The organism is Amycolatopsis sp. NPDC059021 (assembly GCF_042739895.1).
GTDB lineage: Bacteria > Actinomycetota > Actinomycetes > Mycobacteriales > Pseudonocardiaceae > Amycolatopsis.
In genome coordinates this window covers 128,456-145,063 of sequence record NZ_JBHYIQ010000003.1, presented here as the reverse complement: position 1 = coordinate 145,063, position 16,608 = coordinate 128,456, and the positions used below count along the sequence as shown (strand labels likewise).

Sequence of the window (16,608 nt, the reverse complement as noted above, 5' to 3'; positions counted from 1 at the left end):
ATCATGACGACCAAGCCCTACCTGACCGGGCACTACTCCCCTGTCCCTGACGAGACCACCGCGGTCGATCTGCCGGTCACCGGCGCACTGCCGCCGGAACTGACCGGCGAATACGTCCGCAACGGCCACAACCCGAAGCCCGGTATCACCCCCAGCCACTGGTTCAAGGGCTCCGGCATGCTGCACGGCGTCCGCCTGGCGAACGGGCGCGCCCAGTGGTACCGCAACCGCTGGGTCAGAACCCCGGCTCTCGACGGCGCACCGCTCGTGCGCGAAGACGGCAGCATCGATCTCACCGCCAGCGTCGCGGGCACCCACATCATCGAGCACGGCGGCCGGCTCCTCGCGCTCCAAGAAGCCAACCTGCCCTACGAGGTCACGCCCGAACTCGACACTGTCGGCCCGTTCGACTTCCACGGCAAGCTCACCTCGGCGATGACCGCGCACCCGAAGCAGGACCCGGCGACGGGCGAGTTGCACTTCTTCAGCTATTCGCCGTTCCCGCCGCACCTGACCTACTACGTCGCCTCGCCCGAGGGCCACATCACGCGCAGCCACGTGGTCGACGGCAGCGGCCCGAGCCTGATGCACGACTTCGCCATCACCGCGACCAAAGCCGTTTTCCTCGACCTGCCAGTCGTTTTCGACCCCGAGGAGACCTCGGGCATCCCCTACCGCTGGCATGACGACTACCCGGCCCGCATCGGCGTCCTCGACCGCGTCGGTACCCCGCACGTGACCTGGATCCCGGTCAGCCAGCGCGCCCTGCTGCACGTCACCAACGCCTACGACACGCCGGACGGCAAGATTGTCCTCGAAGGACCCGCCTACGACCAGGCGTCCTGGGCGACCTCGTGGAAGTGGTGGATCGGCGCGCCCGGCTATCCGATCGCCCCGGTCAGCGGAGCGATCGCGACCCGGTGGCTGCTGGACCCGGCGACCGGGACCGCGACCGAACAGCAACTCGACGACCTGGTGACGGACTTCCCCAGCATCAACGACGACCGCACCGGCCTGCCGTCGCAGATCAGCTACTCGGTCGCCTTCCCCGGATCAGGGCTCGACGAATTCGCCATCGTCAAACTGAACACGACCACCGGCGAGCGGCACCTGCACCGGCCGGGGCCCGGCCGGCATGCCGGGGAAGCCGTCTTCGTCCCCGCCGCGGGCGCCACCGGCGAGGACGACGGCTACCTGCTGACGATCGTCAGCGACCTGCGCGTCAACGCATCCCAGCTGCTCGTCCTCGACGCACACGACCTGAGCACCACCGCCACGGTCGACCTGCCCCGGCGCGTGCCCAGTGGAATCCACGGCTCCTGGATCCCCGACGACCGTATGTCACCGTGACGCGCTTGGAGCCGTGGTTGAACTGACAATCCCCCGTACGGGAGAGCCGATGAAGTTTCACCTCACTGGACCATCCCCGGCGCGGAGGGCAATGTGACTGGTGCTGGCCGGCCAGGTTGTTAACCGGCCCGTGACAGAAGGAGCGTCAGCCGTAAAAACGCGGTGCGGACACTGGAGCATGTGATTGTCGCCCCTGTTCCTGGAGCCCGCAGTCGCCTGTGCGAAGCTGCCCGGCAGTACGTCCTGCAAGGTTGGCAGGTTGCTCCGGGGCCGGCGTGTGACGGGTTGTCGTACCTCTCTGCCGGACGTCGCGTCCTGGGCTCGCCGGCTCCGTTGCGGGGCCTGGTTCAGGACCCGGGGGAAGTGGCGGAGTGGTGGTCGTCGCCGCGGATGATCCTGACGGCGCCAGGCCGGGTCTTCGATGTGCTGTGCATGCCGGTATCGCTCGCCGCGGCCGCGGCAGCCCAGCTGGCGAAGGATCAGCTCTGTCCGGTGATGTTCACGCCCCAGGGCGCGCGGGTATTCGTCGAGTGCGGTACCCGGCCGCGACCGGAGGTGGCTTCCCGGGTGAGGCTGTTGAGCCGATCGGTGTGGTTGCCGTTACCGCCGAGCAGGCTCGTGTCGGGTTCAGCGGTCTGGTGGGTGTCTCCCGCGGACACGGCCTATCGGGTGGGAAACGCGGAGACGTTTCAGGAAGCGGTCCTGGCGGCGATGTCCTCGAACGTCAGGTGAGCGCTCTCGAGCCCACATCGGCAACTTGGCAGCGCCGCTACCCGGGCAGCCGGGACTGTCTCCGTAGCGTGGCGAGGGCGTGCTCGATTTCGTCGTGGTTGTTGATGATGCCGGCGCCCATGCGGATGGTCTGTTCCTCGTAGGGGGAGGTGGCAGCTTTGATGCCGATGGAGGCCCTTGTATTCGACTCAACATCGACTACGGCATTTTCCGGCCACTTCGCGTCCGCCCGGCACAACGATTTCCGACGGTAACGCGTATGGCCCGCTATGTTCCGATGTTTCCCGCCGCAGACGCATTTCCGGCCGCGGAGCGGGTGAGCATAGCGTACTTGGGTGTGACATGCCGGGCTTCGAATCCGGCCTTCTCGACCACGGCGAAGGTCATCCACCCTTCACCTACCACGCTGTGCGGGTCCCGGACCGTGAACTCCCACCTGCTGCGCAGTCCCGCGGCCTCCGCGCAGCGGACGGTGGTCTCGATCTCGGCGCCGATGGCGATCGGGCCCCGATGTTTCAAATGCTGTCCGCTGCCCACCGAACAGTACCCCCGCGGCATGGTTTCCAGCAGCACGGCCATGCAGTACTGCTCGCACAGCCTGATCAGTACGTACGAGGCGACCACGGGAGGTTTGTCGGTCCATTCAGGACCGGGGCCGCCCAGGCGCACACAATCGCCGGGCTGGGTAACGTAACGGACGCAGCGCGTCTCCCCGACTCGGACAAGCTCCCCCGGGCCGAACACCCTCCGGCCGTCGACGATCCTGGGCCGCACGGCCGGCGCGCACCCGTCGGCCGCCGACCGGCCAAGAGCCGCACCGTTGAACGAAGGCATCCGAATCACCGACCTCCCGCGACGGTGGCTGCGGGGCCGGCGGACAACGGGCCGGCACCCAAGAGTGTCCCCGCCGCTGCCGCATCCGGCAGGCAAGCCCTGACAACGTCCGCTTTGACACCTGCCACGGCAGCGATTTCGTCGATGTCCGTACCGCGCGAAGAATCCAATAGTTCTCGCGCAACAGAAACAATATGTTCACGCATCAGCTAATTCCTCAGGTACGACTGCTTCAGGCAGAAATTTTCAGCGACAGGCAACGAAAACTTTCATGCCCCACATTTGGAAGTGTGGTTCGAGTAGCGGATACAGACATCTCACCACTGAGAACCCCGCGTCGCCCCCGCGAAGGAGCTTTTCCGCTGACCAGTGCGACAGTACACGCCCGAAGCCGACCACCTCAAGTACCCAGTCGATCACCCTTTCACATTTTTACGCATCCGCCACTCCCGTTAACGCATGCGTCATGCGCGCGCCTTGTACCGACTTCGGGTTATCACCCGGGAACAGCAAGGAACAGGAAAGCGCTAATCGCGCCATGAATACGGTAAGACCACTAATTGTCAAGAAAGCGAGGAAGAAGGGGGACGATATCAAGACGATCGGGCAGATCGCCGATTCTTCGGCCGGCCACTCGGTTCACGGTGAGGGTGCCGAGCCGACCAGGCTGGGCGCGCCGGGTGTCCGTGGCCCGTCTCCGGCACGGCGGAACGCAGTCGGGTGCCGGCGCTCACTGCGGGCTGCGCCGGCTCCGGTAGGCCGCGACACTGGCCCGATGTGCGCAGGTTCGGGTGCAGTACTGCTTCGAACCGTTGCGCGAGAGGTCCACGAATGTGGCCCGGCAGGTCGGCCCGGCGCATACGCCGAGACGAGCGGGACCGAGCGTGGCGATCACGGAGGCCAGCGCGCTGAGCGTGGTCGCGGCAAGATGCGCCGAGCGGCGGCCGGTGTCGGAGGTCACCTCGGTCCACCAGCGGTCGTCCTCGTGGCGCAGTACCGGGGTGGCGCGGCTGCGACGCAGACCGTCGTTGATCAGAGCCGCGGCTTCGACCGCGTCGGTGTTCGCCCGTTCGAGCACCTCACGCACCGTCTCGCGCAACGCGCGGACTTCCGCCAGGTCGGCGCGGGTGAGAGGCCGCGGACCGGTCCCAAGGTTTGCAGCCGGACTCGGCGGCTCAGCCGCGGGATGGTCGTCAAGGAAGTCCCGGAGCTGCTCCACGGTCTCGAGCGCGTCCTCTCTCTTGATCGGCCTCAAGGTGTTGGCCAGGTCGACGGCCGTCTGGACCACCAATGGACTGTAATACGCATTTCGCATTTGACGTGTCTCCTCACTGCCTCGTAAGGTTACACTCAAATGAGATTTCGCATATCACAACACGCCCGGCAGTGGGTGGCGGGATCGGTCCGGCTGCTCCCGCACGAGGAAGGAAGCACCCGTCATGTCCGCCGAGCCGTTCGAGGTCAGCGTCACCGAAGCCGAGATCGCGGACCTGCGTGAACGATTGCGACGGACACGGTGGCCAGAACCGGAACCCGTGGACGATTGGTCGCAAGGGTTGCCGCTGGCTTACGCGCAGGAGTTGTGCCGCAGCTGGGCCGAGGACTACGACTTCGGGTTCGCCGAGCGGCTGAACGTGTTCCCGCAGTACCGCGCCACGATCGACGGGCTGGGCATCCACTTCCTGCACGTCCGCTCGCCGGAGCCGGACGCGTTCCCGCTCGTGCTCACGCACGGGTGGCCGGGTTCGGTGCTCGAGTTCCTGGAGATCCTCGGCCCGCTGACCGACCCGCGTGCGCACGGCGGCGACCCGGCGGACGCGTTCCACGTGGTCGCGCCGTCGCTGCCCGGATACGGCTGGAGCGACAAGCCGTCGACGACCGGGTGGGGCGTCACGCGTATCGCGCGCGCCTGGGACGCGTTGATGGTCTCGCTGGGTTACGAACGGTATGGCGCGCAGGGCGGTGACTGGGGTTCGGCGGTGTCCGGCGCGCTGGGCGAGGTGGCACCCGAGCGGGTCGCCGGCGTCCACCTGAACCTGGGATCGGTGGCGGCGGGCACGTTCGACGACCCGACGCCCGCGGAGCTGGCGAATCTCCAGGCAGAGAAGGAGATGCAGCGCACCGGCCGGGGTTACTCGGCGATCCAGGCGACCCGGCCGCAGACCCTCGGCTACGGTCTCACCGACTCCCCGGCGGGGCAGGCCGCCTGGATCGCCGAGAAGTTCTGGGCGTGGACGGACAACGACGGCCATCCCGAGGACGCCGTGTCGCGGCAGAAGATCCTCGACGAGATCTCGGTCTACTGGTTCACCGCGTCGGCCACATCATCGGCGCGCCTGTACTGGGAGAGCTTCGCCAACTTCCGGGACAAGGTGACCGCGCCATCCGGGCTGTCGGTTTACCCGCGCGACATCACTCGCCCGTCGAAGCGGGAGGCCGAGCTGCGGTTCACCGACCTGCGCTGGTTCGAGGAACTGCCGCATGGGGGCCATTTCGCCGCGCTGGAGCAGCCGGAGTCGCTGGTCAAGCAGGTACGCGGGTTCTTCCGCCTGTTCCGCTGACTGGTCGCGCCGAACTCGATCCGCTCGGAAGCGCTGGAGCTTTTGCTGCACGACGTCAGCGCGGGCAAGCGCACCGAAGCGGCGGCCATGGAAGCACACGAGCGGATGACCGAGACAAAAATGCGGCTGCTCGGTGACCGGGTGTCGCGCCGCGCCGCGTGGCGCATTGCCCGTCGGCACGGCTGGGACACGCTCAGGGACGCCGAGTACATCGCGATCGCCCGGCTGCAGGCCGATGCCTTGGTCACGGTGGACCCCCGCCTCGCGGCCTTGGCCAGGGAAACCGTGCAGGTCGCCGCTGTCGACGACCTGCTCGCTCCTGGATAACCGCCGCCCGGCGGGCCGTGCCCCCGCCGTCCTCGGCCGGCCAAGGCCGATGCCGCGGGCCAGGCTCTGGGCGAGCACCCGGTGTGGATTGCCATGGCGCGGACGGCTTTCTGTGCGTCAGGCGGCGATTTCCGCGGTTGACCGGGGTGCCTCCGCCAGTCGCCGGGAGCGCACGGCCAGGATGATCATGACGGCCGGGATGAGGATGTCGGTGATCAGGACTCCGCCGGTGTTGCCGGGCGCGTGGTCACCGCCCGCGAACCACTGGTAGACGTGACCGACCACGGCTCCCCACAGGAACATCCCGGCACCGAGCCCGATGGTGATCCGCTCCCGCGCCGACGCCGACGCGGCGCGGAATCCCATGATGGCCAGCCCGAGGTTGGCGAACGCGATCTCGAACAGGAACGGCGTCCGGGGAAAGCCGATCGCGGTGGCCATCACGTCCGGGACCGCGAGGAACGCGACCGTCATCCACAGACTGCCGATCCCCATCGCGCCGATGGCCCACCAGCGCTGCCAGATCTCCAGCCGTTCCCGGGCCGAGGCGGCATGACGGGCCCGCACGAACGCGCCGATGGCCGGGACCAGGATCCAGACCACGGGGAAAGCCGACTGGGCGAGATAAGAGAAAGTGTCCATACCCAGAGTCTTGCATGGTTAACATTAACGTGTCAACACTCTGCTACGCTGACACCATGGACGACGGACTCGCAGACCTGCTACACCGCGTCGTCATGCTCCTGGGCGAGGCGACCCGGCGACGCACCGACGACCGCGACGGACTGACCTACAGCCAGATACGACTGCTCGGCACACTCGAAGACATCGAACCGGCGACACAACACCGGCTCGCACAGGCGCTGTCGGTATCCGACCCCGCGATCAGCCGGGCACTACGACCACTCGAAACAGACGGCCTGGTCCAGATCACCACCGACCCCGACCACGCCCGGCGACGACTGGTCCGCCTCACCAAGAACGGCCGGAAAGCCTTCCACACCGCCGGAAAACCCCTCTACGACGAATTCCGCACCGCACTCATCGCCGCCGGCTTCCCCTACGAACGCTACCTCCAAGACACCCTCCGACTGGCCGAAATCCTCGAGCCCGACTGAGAACGCCTTCGACGGCTATCCGGCGGGCAGCACCTCGTCCCAGGCGACCGGCAGCGCGACCGGCCCGAGCACGACGGTGTCCTTTTTGAACTGGATCTCCTCGAACGGAACCGCCAGCCGCAGTGAGGGAATCCGGCGCGGCAGCGTGGCCAGCACGGTGGTCAGCTCCAGCCGCGCGATGTGCTGGCCGGGGCACTGGTGCGAACCATGGCCGAAACCGAGATGCGCGACACGCGTCCGCGTGACGTCCAACCGCTCCGGCTCGGGAAACCGGTCCGGATCGTGGTCGGCGGCCTGGATCGCGACGACGACGTAGTCGCCCGCCGCGATGCGGGTGCCCGCGAGTTCGGTGTCCACAGTGGCCACTCGCATCAGACCGTTGCCCGTGCTCAGCAGGCGAACGAGCTCCTCCGCGGCGTTCGGGGCGAGTGCCGGGTCGTCGCGGAGCATCGCGAACTGGTCCGGCTCGCGCAACAACGCCAGCACGCCGTAGGTGATCATGCCCGCCGTGGTGTCGTAACCGGCGGCCAGCAGGCTCGCCGCCACCTTCGTCAGTTCGAGCTGGGTGAGCGGCTGCTCCGCCGCCCGTGCCCTGGCGGCCATCACGCTGATCACGTCCTCGCCGGGCTCCTGAACGCGGCGGGCCACCAGCTCAGCCAGGTACTCGTACAAGGGGACGTTCGCCGCCGCCAGCTCGTCGGCTTCGACGTGCCCGTCGAACAGCGCCCTGGCGGCGTTGCGGAAGAGCACCCTGTCCTCGGGCGGGACATCGAGCAGCTCCGCGATGACCGACGAGGTGAGCGGCGTGGCGAACCTGGCGTGCAGGTCGACGGGGCCGGTCTCCCCCGCCAGTTCGTCCAGCAGGTCGTCGGTGACGCGCTGAACCAGCGGCCGGAACAGCTCGGTGCGTTTCACCGTGGTGATCGCGGGCGCGATCACCCGGCGGAAACGCAGGTGATCCGCGCTGTCCATCCGGTTGAAGTCGCCCTCCTCGACGCCGGCCTCCGGAGGCTGGTTCAGCAGGATGTGACCGGCCTGGCCGGAGCGCGCACTGAACCGCTCCTGATCGCCCAGCACCTCACGGACGTCGGCGTAACGGGTGACCAGCCAGGCTTCGATCCCGGTCGGACACGCCACCTTCGTCACCGGTGCGTCGTGCCGGAGGCCGGAGATTTCGGGCGCGGGCCCGAAAGGGCACTCCCGCTCCCGGGGCGACGGCAGCGGAATGACATCGATCGTGGAGGACAATGACCGCTCCTTGCCGCGGTGGTAACCAACAAAAGCGACCGTAGGCAAGCCCTATCACGGAATCGTCACGACGACGCACCCGTGCCCGAGCGGGCAGTAATCGTTGTCCGGCCGGATCCGCGCGGGTATACGGTTAACCGTATAACCTACTCTGAGGAGCGACCCGTCGACGCCGAGCGACGGCCGAGGGAGCTTCGATCGTCCGCGACGCAGCATATCCGCAGTGACACGGACACGACGACACGTAGCCGAAGTGGAAGTGGGGGCCGTCTTTGGTAACCATGCGAGATGTGGCGGAAGCCGTCGGAGTCTCGCACGCGGCCGTCTCGTACGCCTACAACCGGCCTGACAAGCTTTCCCAGCAGCAACGGTCACGCATCCTCGCGGTAGCCGCGGAACTGGGATATCCGGGACCGAATCCCACCGGCCGGAGCCTGCGCACGGGCAAGGTCGGCGCGCTGGGGCTGATCCTGACCGATTCGCTGCCCTACGCGTTCGAAGACCCCGGGGTGGCGCTGCTGATGCGCGGCATCGCGGAAGTGGGCGAACTGGCCCAGGTCGCCTTGACCCTGCTGCCCGCACCACTGGAGGCGGTACCCGCCGCCGCGAGCCTCGACGCGTTACTGCGTGGCGTGGTCGACGGCTTCATGGTGTACGCGATGCCGGATCGCCATCCCGTGCTCGACAGTGTCCTGCGCCGCCGGCTGCCGGTGGTGACCATCGACGGTCCCGCGCTCGAGGGGCATTCCCGGGTCGGTATCGACGATCGTGGCGCGGCCCGCGAGGCGGCCCGGCACCTGCTGGCGCTCGGCCACCGCGACGTGGCCGTGCTGGTCAGCCGCCTGAGCCCGGACGGCCGCTCGGGGCCGGCGTCCCACTCACGGATCGCCCATGCCCGTGACCGGGTCATGAAAGCGCGGGTCAAGGGCTACCGCGACGCCTTCGCCGAGGCCGGGGTCGGCGTGCTCCCGGTCGTCGAGGCCGGCGGGTTCAGCGCGGCACAGTCCCGCGCGGGCGCCGAAATGCTGCTCGACACCCGTTCGGTGACGGCGGTGCTGGCCGCGACCGATGTGCTGGCACTGGCCCTGCTCGACGCGGCGGCCGGCCGCGGTCTGCGCGTCCCCGAAGACCTGGCCGTGATCGGGTTCGACGATCTGCCCGCCGCGGCGGTCGCGGGGCTGACCACGGTCCGGCAGCCCATGACACAGAAGGGACAGGAGGCGGCCCGCCTGCTGCTGAACACCATCAACGGGACGCCGGGAACACACCTCGTCACCCTGCCCACCGAACTGGTGGTGCGCGGCAGCACAGGCGAGCCGACGACCGGATCGACGGCCTCGCCGCACTGAACCCCGCGCACCGGGCCTCCGGCGGGAACGAGCCGGACCTCACATCCCGGCCTCGCGTCCGGGCAGGTAAGCTCGACGCCATCATTCTAGTTACACGGTTAACCTGGTGACAGCGAGAACGCGCCGATGACCACTACGCCACCTTCCGCGCCGCATCCGCGTGGACAGAGCTTTGCCGAGCCTGACTCCGGACCATAGAACAGAAATGCCTTCACATTCTCCACTGTGGAATCACTGATCAAACCGCCCGAGAACGAAGGGGCCGACGCGTGACCGAGGTAGTGCCTCTCTCGACCACCCATCCGAGCGGGCGGCGTTCGATGGCCGAGCGCGTGCGGCAGTTCTCTCGTGCGGGTTTCGTCGGCCGGGCCGGGTATCGGCGGGTTTTCGGCTCGGCGCTTGCCGGTGAGCCGGGTGCCCCGCAGGTGCTGTTCGTGCACGGTCCGGGTGGGATCGGGAAGTCGACGTTGTTACGGCGGCTGGCCGACGACGCCGAGGAGCGGGGTCACGCCGTGGTGTGGGTGAACGGGGAATACGTACTCACCTCCACCACCGCGCTGGTCGAGGCCGTCGCGCCGGTGCACGCAAGTGCGCGGCCGGTGCTGGTCATCGACGGATTCGAGCACTGCCAGGCCCTGGAGACGTGGATCCGTGAGCAGTTGCTGCCCACGGTGCCCGAGGACACCGTCGTCGTCATCGCCGGACGGCACCGCCCCGACCCGCACTGGACCCTCGACCCGGGGTGGCGGCACCTTGTGCGCATGCTTGCCCTGGCGCCCCTGAACCCGGACGAGGCCGGTGATCTCCTCACCCAGCGCGGTGTTCCCGGCGAGTTGCACGCCACCGTGAACGGCTTCGCGGCCGGGCATCCGCTCACTCTGTGCCTGGCGGCGGAAGAAACCGCCGCCCCACCCACCACGGCCCGCGACGCCGCGTGGAAACCCAGCCCGCAGGTCATCGAAACCTTGCTGGCCCGCATGATCGACCGGGTGCCCTCGGCCGCGCACGAGTACGGCCTGCGCGTGTGCGGCCACGTACGCCACGTCACCGTCGGACTGCTTCGCACCGGACTGAACGAACACGACGCGCACACCGTGTTCGACTGGCTCACCGAATTGCCGTACGTCGAAGTAGGACGCCACGGACTCATCTGCCACGAACTCGTCCGCGAGGTACTCGACTCCTCCTTCAAATGGCGCGACCCCGTCGCCTACCACGAATTGCACATGCACCTGTACCACTACTTGCTCAGGGCGCCGTCGAGCATGTCGGGAAACGCGGTCGAGGTGGCGGTCAGGGACGTTCTCTACCTCACCCGGTACCTCGACCAGGAATACGCCCAGATCATGGCCGACCAGGAGCGTGAATCGCTGTTCATCAGCGACTACACACCGGAAATGCGCGAGGACCTGCTTCGCATCACACGCGAGAACGAAAGCGACGAATGCGCGCGGCTGGTGGCCTACTGGCTCGATCGGAAACCGGAGGCGTTCAAGATCAGCTGCCGCGCCGAAGATCTGACGCCGGTGTCGTTCTTCGCCTGGCTGCGGCTGTCCCCGGAAACCGACGACCTGACCGATGACCCGGCGTTGGGCCCGATCCGGGAATATCTCGATCACGTCGACCGGATAGGCCCCGGAGAACACGTCGGGGTAGCTCGCTTTCAGGTTCCGGTCGTCTCCGCCGAGCGCTGCATGTCCGAAACCGTCCTCAACGCCTCGTTCATGTCCACTCTCTCGATGCACCAACGGGACGGCCTCGTCGCGACCTTCATGCTGATACCGGAGATCGAAACCTTCGGTCCCGAGATCGAGCAGTACGACTTCCGTACCCTCCGTTCGATGCCCGAACTGGGGGCGGGGGGCTGGGGTGTCGTCGTGCACGATTGGCGGGAGGTTCCCATGGAGCCGCATTTCGAAAGAATCGAGAAAACGCTGAGTCAGTGCGGCGCCCCGGGCGACTCCGCTCGCGATGTCCGTGCGGCACCGGCGATGTCCCCGGAGGAGTTCTTCGCCGCGGTCAAGCAGGCCCTGCGCGACTGGCATGACGACGAGGCGATCGCGGTGAACCAGCTCATCGGAGTCTACGGTGCTGCCAGTACCTTGCGTACGGCGGTCGTCACCACGGTCGACACTCTGCGCCAGGACCGGCGGCGCATCAAGCATCAGCGCGCCGTCCAGGCCACTTACCTCGACCGTGACACCAATCAGAAGGCCGCGGCCGCCCGGCTCGGCGTTCCGTTCAGCACCTACCGCAGGCACCTCCAAGCGGGGACGCAGGAGATCTGTGCGGCGCTTTGGCATAGTCGCGAGGAATACCTTAAGGAAGACGGAGCACGCGCCGCGCCGCACGGACCCCGCATTCCTGACGTCAAGCCGGATCCGGCGGGACTTCACTGAACCCACCGGGTTCTCCGCGTACCGTGCTACTCAGCTCCACCACAGTTCCCAGACGCTGCCGCCCGCGTTCCACCTGCACTCGTAGGGACCTTTACCGAGGGCGAACCCGGTCAGCGGCCCGAATAGGTCAGCGAGTCGGCCGACGCGGGCACCGCCGTGGCCACCACCGCCCCGAGCCCCAGCAGCGTGGCGACCCCCGGCTTCTTCATCGGCTACCTCCTCCGAGTCCGGCCGTGTCGGACTTCGACGCGGCTCCGGTCAGCTTCCCGCAGCACGTGCGACGCGAGGCCATTCCCTGGCCGAAGGGACAAACCTGCGGGCCGGACGTGCACGACCGTGGCCGCAGGCACCGCCGTGACGGTTTGCTGGGCTCAGCAGCTCCGGAAGTCCCGCAGCCCGATCCGTCACGTAAGGGGGTCGACGGCCATGACCAATTCTTCCGACCGGACCTCGCTGGATCCCGACGTGCTACGACGGAGCGCGGCCGAGATCGGCGAGCTCATGAACGACATGTCTTCGCTCGGGCGGCTCGACGCCGCCGGCCTCCGCCCGGGCGACTTCCCCGCCGCCACCCGGTTCCAAGCGGTGCTGCAGCATCGGGAAAGCGGCATCGTCCAGCACACGAACGATCTCCGGTCGACACTCGGCAAAATCGCTCGCGATCTGGAGACGGTGGCCCAGGACCTCGAAGCGGTCGACCACGGGAACACCGCGGCTCTGCGTCAGCTCACCGAGGACACACGGGCACTGGACGACACTCTCACCCGCGCCGAGTACGAGCCCGGTGCGTCGGATCCGGGAAGCGGAAGCCCCGAAGGCGCAACGAATCCAGGATCCGGAGACCCGGCAAGCACAACGGATCCAGGATCCGGAAGCCCGGCGGGAACCACGAATCCGGACAGCGGAAGCCCGGCGGGAACCGAGACACAGGGCGGCGGTTCCGGGTCGCCGGGCGAACCGAACCACAACATCTTCACGGTGTCCCACCCCTCGGCCTACCCGCAGAATGGTTCGCCCCACGGCCATGTCATGCAGGCGAGCACCGGCGGTCTCCAACGGCCGGACCTCTATCCGGTGGCGGCTTCGCCCGTCTTTCCGCAGCTGAGTCAGCAAACCGGGTCACCGCGCCAAGAGAATCAGCCGGGGAAGACGCGTCCTCAGGGGACGTCCGATCCGGCTTCCCCCACCGAGGAAGTGCCGGCAGCCTCGAAAGCGACGCAGGATCCGCCCCCGGTCACGACCGCCGTGCCGTCGGAGGCTTCCCCCGGCACCGTGCAGACGTCGTCGCCCGGATCGCCGCGTGCCGAACATCCCGTCACCTACTCGTCCGGCGGAGGCGCGGGCGTGCCGTCTCACACGTATCCGGTGTCCGTGCCCGGTGGGGGCGGCTGGTCGCTGGTCCCGCCGAGCGGCGACGTGGCCGACTGGATCCGGGAAGCCATAGAGATTCTCCGGGCGAACGGCGTGAACGTCAGCGACGCCGACACGGCGCTCATCGCGACCATCATCCAGCACGAGTCCGGTGGAAACCCCAACGCCATCAACAACTGGGACAGCAACGCCGCCGCCGGGCATCCCAGCATCGGCCTGATGCAGACGATCGACACGACCTTCAATGCCTACAAGCTGCCCGGCCATGACGTCATCAACAACCCGGTGGACAACATCATCGCCGGGGTCCGCTACGCGGTTTCCCGCTACGGCGCACTGAACAACGTGCCGGGCATCCAGGGCCTGGCGGACGGCGGTGGCTACGTCGGCTACTGACGACGTGGCCCTTCCGGACGAGCACGGCGGCGAAAGGACACCGATGACCGAGGACACGATCACGACCAGCAGCACCGAAGTGCCCCTGCGGAATCAGTGGGTGCTCATGGTCGACACCGCCTGGCAGCCCACCGAAGAGCAGCCCGAGCCGCCGGACGGTGCCGTCGTGGGCGCCTGGTTCATCGAACAGAACGGGACGACCGGGCACTTCCGGCCCAACCCGGGCTACGAACCGTCCGAGCCGGGGCTCCCGACCGACCCGGTCGACGCGAACCTGCAGCTCGTCGCCCGCGGTGAGGCCGAGATGTCCGACCTCCTGGCCGTGCTGCCGGAGATCTACTTCGGTCTCGCCGTGGACGAAACGGGCCTCGCCCTCATAGAGTCCGCGCCGGACGGCGTGCCGTGCCTGCTGGCGACGACCGCGCCCGCGCATCGCCGACGGGTGGACGCTCACGACTGGGTGAAGGTCACCGTCAAGGAACTGGCCGACGCCGGCGTCGACGTGCTGCTCAACCCCGGTGCCCCGGCGTCCAGGCGGGTACCCGCGGCATCGTGGAAAGCTCTTGTCGACGAGTATCGGCGGATCGTCATGGGTGGCAGCTCTCCGGACGACGGTTCGGCGGAGGACACGCGATAGGGATGCGCTCCGATATCCGTACCGGAGTGCATCCCCTCCCGACGCATTTCAGGCCGAGGTCGCGTCGGCCGGCGATCGTTCGACGCGGAAGACCCGGACCTCGAACGGTTCGGCGTCCAGCGGCGGCGGGGAAGCACTGTCCGCGGTCGGATCGAAGACCCGGATCTCACCACCGGAGTTGACCGCCCACAACAGCAGGCCGACCGTTTCCCGCTCTCGGTAATCCTTACGGCGCAACCAGATCAGCGCGGGCTCCCCAGTGGGCAGATCAGCGATCTCCCGCAACGCCTCAGGCCAGCTCCGATGCGGCTCCCCGGTGTGCAACCGGCCGACCTGCTCGCTCATCAACCCGAACCAGGTCGCCTCCGCCGGAGCCGGCGGCGACGGCAACCCCGCGGCGCCGGCATCCCATTGCTCCATCCACGACCACGGATCGCCGTTGGGCAGCCCGAACGGCGACTCCCCCGCCGCCTTCGGCACCACCAGCGCGGCATCGAGCATCTGCTCGCGCCAATCCCCGCTGTCCAGAAACCGCTTCGTGGTGCACGCGAACAACCAGCCACGCCGGGCCTCGTCGCTCGACCCCGGCTCGACCAAGCACACTTCACCCTGATAAGTGTGATCCAGCCAAGCCTCCGCCTTGGCCACCGCGGCCGGCAAATCCCCGGCAGCCACATCCCACGGCAGCACAGGATGCTCCGAAACCGGCACGACCGCCCGGTGGAAACGAGCCAGCACCAGCCGCTCCACCTCCCGATCGTCCACCGAAGCGAGCGAACCGATCTGCGGATCGAGGATCGGCGCGACACCGTCCTCCTCATCGAACTGGGTATAAAGCAGATGCCCGGTCACCTCGTGCCCGTTCAGCTGACGACGCAACCAGATCACCCCCCGGGTACCCGGCCCACCAGCCACGATGGCATCGCCCACCTGCGACCAGGTCGCATAGGTAGCCACCTCGGCCTCCGGGAAATGCGCGGCAAGCATCCGCTCCCACCAGCCAGGCGACTCATCCTCCGCCTCCCACGCCAACGCCGAAGCAGGCCGCCCATCGACCGCCGCGGCCGCCGCGATCACACAGTTACGCGCGTTCACCGTCCAGCGCCACGGCCGCACCTCCCCACCAGGCGGCCGGGCCAGATTCGCCTCCTCGTCCAGCGGCCGGGAGTTGCTCACCGGGAAAGGCTCACCACCATCAGCGGGCACACAGATCGTGGCCGCCAGCATCGGCTCCCCGGCATCGGCATAACGGCAACCGAACAGCACCGACCGCTCAGTGGCACGGATCGGCTCGAGATCGGCCAGCTCCACACGCCCCTGATAAGTACTGTCGAGCCAAGCCCTGGCCCGGCTGACGAAATCGCTCATCCGCTTCCTGTCCTGCCTAGTCCACATCCGCTCCACCCAGTGTCCATCGCCGCACACCAGCCGCTGACCCTGCTTCCCGAAGGTGCACGACATTTCCCCCGACGGCACCTGGCAAGCGCCGCGAAACCGGACGGCCGGCGTCAGCCCTCACCGCCATCGCCGCGACCTCGGCGGGTATGTGACCGACCTGTGGTCAACGGCGCCCTCCGACGCCGGCGGTCACCGCTCGGGCTTGTCCGTTTCGCCGGATCCGGGTTTGTCGGTGGGGGCCGCTTCGGCGTCCCACGGGATCACCCGCAGACCCGAGGTCTCCTGATGATCCGCGTAGAGCTCGGCCACCTGCTCGTCACTCATCGTCGACGTCTCGCGCATGAAGTCCCCGGTCAGCCGGACCGCGGCCATCCCACCCGGGTTGAACAGCACATCCACCCCATCCGCCAGCGACACCACCAGGTCGTCCAGATCGATCCGCCGCCACTGCGGCGAACTGATCCGCTGCCGATGCGCCTCACCCGTCGCCACCACCACACACAACACATCATCCGGCGACCTCGTGACCAACGGACGACCGTCACCGTTCATCGCCAGGTCGAACAACGAATCCCGCAACAACAACTGGATGTGCTCGGCCTCGGCACGGCCCTGCATCACCAGCCGCAACACCGCGTCCAGCGGATCCGACGGCGAGTTCTCATCAGCCGGGACATAATCCGGATTCGCCCGGAACTTGCCCAGCTTGCCCTCCTCCAGCGGCCACAGGCCGACCACCGCCTCCAACGGCGGCGCCTCATTCTCCGTAGCCGGACTCCACGAGGGGTCCATCAGGAGAAACCAGTTCTCCCTCGCCTCACTCTCAACACTCTCCGTCATGGTGTCCATAATGGTCCCTTTCTCATTCCGACGCCGCATCGGAGCACG

General features: G+C 67.8%; 15 protein-coding genes. 9 read left to right on the top strand and 6 right to left on the bottom strand.

Going from position 1 to position 16,608, the window contains the following annotated elements; genetic code table 11:
- Nucleotides 1-3 precede the first annotated feature (3 nt).
- Both ACFWX1_RS02420 and ACFWX1_RS02415 read left to right on the top strand, forming a co-directional pair.
- Complete coding sequence (locus ACFWX1_RS02420) at nucleotides 4-1,350, top strand: carotenoid oxygenase family protein (RefSeq protein WP_378383024.1); 1,347 nt, start codon at nucleotides 4-6, stop codon at nucleotides 1,348-1,350.
- A 363-nt stretch (nucleotides 1,351-1,713) separates the two neighbouring features.
- Complete coding sequence (locus tag ACFWX1_RS02415; RefSeq protein WP_378383023.1) at nucleotides 1,714-2,082, top strand: hypothetical protein; 369 nt, start codon at nucleotides 1,714-1,716, stop codon at nucleotides 2,080-2,082.
- 267 nt (nucleotides 2,083-2,349) lie between these two features.
- Here the strand turns inward: ACFWX1_RS02415 and ACFWX1_RS02410 are convergent, their stop codons facing one another.
- Both ACFWX1_RS02410 and ACFWX1_RS02405 read right to left on the bottom strand, forming a co-directional pair.
- On the bottom strand, nucleotides 2,350-2,916 hold the full coding sequence (locus ACFWX1_RS02410) for a thioesterase family protein (RefSeq protein ID WP_378383022.1): 567 nt from the start codon (nucleotides 2,914-2,916) through the stop codon (nucleotides 2,350-2,352).
- 730 nt (nucleotides 2,917-3,646) lie between these two features.
- Complete coding sequence (locus ACFWX1_RS02405) at nucleotides 3,647-4,204, bottom strand: CGNR zinc finger domain-containing protein (protein ID WP_378383021.1); 558 nt, start codon at nucleotides 4,202-4,204, stop codon at nucleotides 3,647-3,649.
- 151 nt (nucleotides 4,205-4,355) lie between these two features.
- Between ACFWX1_RS02405 and ACFWX1_RS02400 the strand changes: the two genes are divergently transcribed.
- Together ACFWX1_RS02400 and ACFWX1_RS02395 are read left to right on the top strand one after the other, a co-directional pair.
- Nucleotides 4,356-5,477 (top strand): epoxide hydrolase family protein, encoded by a 1,122-nt coding sequence (locus ACFWX1_RS02400; RefSeq protein WP_378383020.1) that lies wholly within the window; start codon nucleotides 4,356-4,358, stop codon nucleotides 5,475-5,477.
- 42 nt (nucleotides 5,478-5,519) lie between these two features.
- A complete protein-coding gene (locus tag ACFWX1_RS02395) occupies nucleotides 5,520-5,804 on the top strand; it encodes a hypothetical protein (protein ID WP_378383019.1) in 285 nt (94 codons plus the stop codon).
- A gap of 117 nt (nucleotides 5,805-5,921) precedes the next feature.
- Here the strand turns inward: ACFWX1_RS02395 and ACFWX1_RS02390 are convergent, their stop codons facing one another.
- Nucleotides 5,922-6,446, bottom strand: a complete 525-nt coding sequence (locus tag ACFWX1_RS02390) for a DUF6790 family protein (protein ID WP_378383018.1) — start codon at nucleotides 6,444-6,446, stop codon at nucleotides 5,922-5,924.
- 56 nt (nucleotides 6,447-6,502) lie between these two features.
- On the opposite strand from ACFWX1_RS02390, the gene ACFWX1_RS02385 reads away from it, so the two are divergent.
- The gene (locus ACFWX1_RS02385) at nucleotides 6,503-6,922 is read left to right on the top strand and encodes a MarR family winged helix-turn-helix transcriptional regulator (protein ID WP_378383017.1); all 420 of its coding nucleotides are present in this window, start codon (nucleotides 6,503-6,505) and stop codon (nucleotides 6,920-6,922) included.
- Nucleotides 6,923-6,937: 15 nt separating this feature from the next.
- Here the strand turns inward: ACFWX1_RS02385 and ACFWX1_RS02380 are convergent, their stop codons facing one another.
- On the bottom strand, nucleotides 6,938-8,170 hold the full coding sequence (locus tag ACFWX1_RS02380) for a cytochrome P450 (protein WP_378383016.1): 1,233 nt from the start codon (nucleotides 8,168-8,170) through the stop codon (nucleotides 6,938-6,940).
- 290 nt (nucleotides 8,171-8,460) lie between these two features.
- On the opposite strand from ACFWX1_RS02380, the gene ACFWX1_RS02375 reads away from it, so the two are divergent.
- The 4 genes from ACFWX1_RS02375 (at nucleotide 8,461) to ACFWX1_RS02360 (ending at nucleotide 14,322) form a co-directional block, all read left to right on the top strand.
- Nucleotides 8,461-9,519, top strand: a complete 1,059-nt coding sequence (locus tag ACFWX1_RS02375; RefSeq protein WP_378383015.1) for a LacI family DNA-binding transcriptional regulator — start codon at nucleotides 8,461-8,463, stop codon at nucleotides 9,517-9,519.
- Between the two features lie 269 nt (nucleotides 9,520-9,788).
- Nucleotides 9,789-11,918, top strand: a complete 2,130-nt coding sequence (locus ACFWX1_RS02370) for an ATP-binding protein (protein WP_378383014.1) — start codon at nucleotides 9,789-9,791, stop codon at nucleotides 11,916-11,918.
- Nucleotides 11,919-12,344: 426 nt separating this feature from the next.
- Entirely contained in the window at nucleotides 12,345-13,685 is a 1,341-nt protein-coding gene (locus tag ACFWX1_RS02365) for a transglycosylase SLT domain-containing protein (protein WP_378383013.1), read from the top strand.
- Nucleotides 13,686-13,728: 43 nt separating this feature from the next.
- Nucleotides 13,729-14,322 (top strand): type VII secretion system-associated protein, encoded by a 594-nt coding sequence (locus ACFWX1_RS02360; protein WP_378383012.1) that lies wholly within the window; start codon nucleotides 13,729-13,731, stop codon nucleotides 14,320-14,322.
- Between the two features lie 48 nt (nucleotides 14,323-14,370).
- Here ACFWX1_RS02360 and ACFWX1_RS02355 read toward each other — a convergent pair whose 3' ends face one another.
- Together ACFWX1_RS02355 and ACFWX1_RS02350 are read right to left on the bottom strand one after the other, a co-directional pair.
- Nucleotides 14,371-15,690: a YrhB domain-containing protein gene (locus tag ACFWX1_RS02355; RefSeq protein ID WP_378383011.1), complete on the bottom strand. Its 1,320-nt coding sequence runs from the start codon at nucleotides 15,688-15,690 to the stop codon at nucleotides 14,371-14,373.
- 219 nt (nucleotides 15,691-15,909) lie between these two features.
- Nucleotides 15,910-16,560: a type VII secretion system-associated protein gene (locus ACFWX1_RS02350; protein WP_378383010.1), complete on the bottom strand. Its 651-nt coding sequence runs from the start codon at nucleotides 16,558-16,560 to the stop codon at nucleotides 15,910-15,912.
- Nucleotides 16,561-16,608: the final 48 nt, after the last annotated feature.

Coding starts and splice junctions, on each gene's coding strand:
- ACFWX1_RS02390 (WP_378383018.1), bottom strand. CDS start 6,446: ATGGACACTTTCTCTTATCTCGCCCAGTCGGCTTTCCCCGTGGTCTGG.
- ACFWX1_RS02385 (WP_378383017.1), top strand. CDS start 6,503: ATGGACGACGGACTCGCAGACCTGCTACACCGCGTCGTCATGCTCCTG.
- ACFWX1_RS02350 (WP_378383010.1), bottom strand. CDS start 16,560: ATGACGGAGAGTGTTGAGAGTGAGGCGAGGGAGAACTGGTTTCTCCTG.
- ACFWX1_RS02355 (WP_378383011.1), bottom strand. CDS start 15,690: ATGAGCGATTTCGTCAGCCGGGCCAGGGCTTGGCTCGACAGTACTTAT.
- ACFWX1_RS02410 (WP_378383022.1), bottom strand. CDS start 2,916: ATGCCTTCGTTCAACGGTGCGGCTCTTGGCCGGTCGGCGGCCGACGGG.
- ACFWX1_RS02420 (WP_378383024.1), top strand. CDS start 4: ATGACGACCAAGCCCTACCTGACCGGGCACTACTCCCCTGTCCCTGAC.
- ACFWX1_RS02360 (WP_378383012.1), top strand. CDS start 13,729: ATGACCGAGGACACGATCACGACCAGCAGCACCGAAGTGCCCCTGCGG.
- ACFWX1_RS02365 (WP_378383013.1), top strand. CDS start 12,345: ATGACCAATTCTTCCGACCGGACCTCGCTGGATCCCGACGTGCTACGA.
- ACFWX1_RS02400 (WP_378383020.1), top strand. CDS start 4,356: ATGTCCGCCGAGCCGTTCGAGGTCAGCGTCACCGAAGCCGAGATCGCG.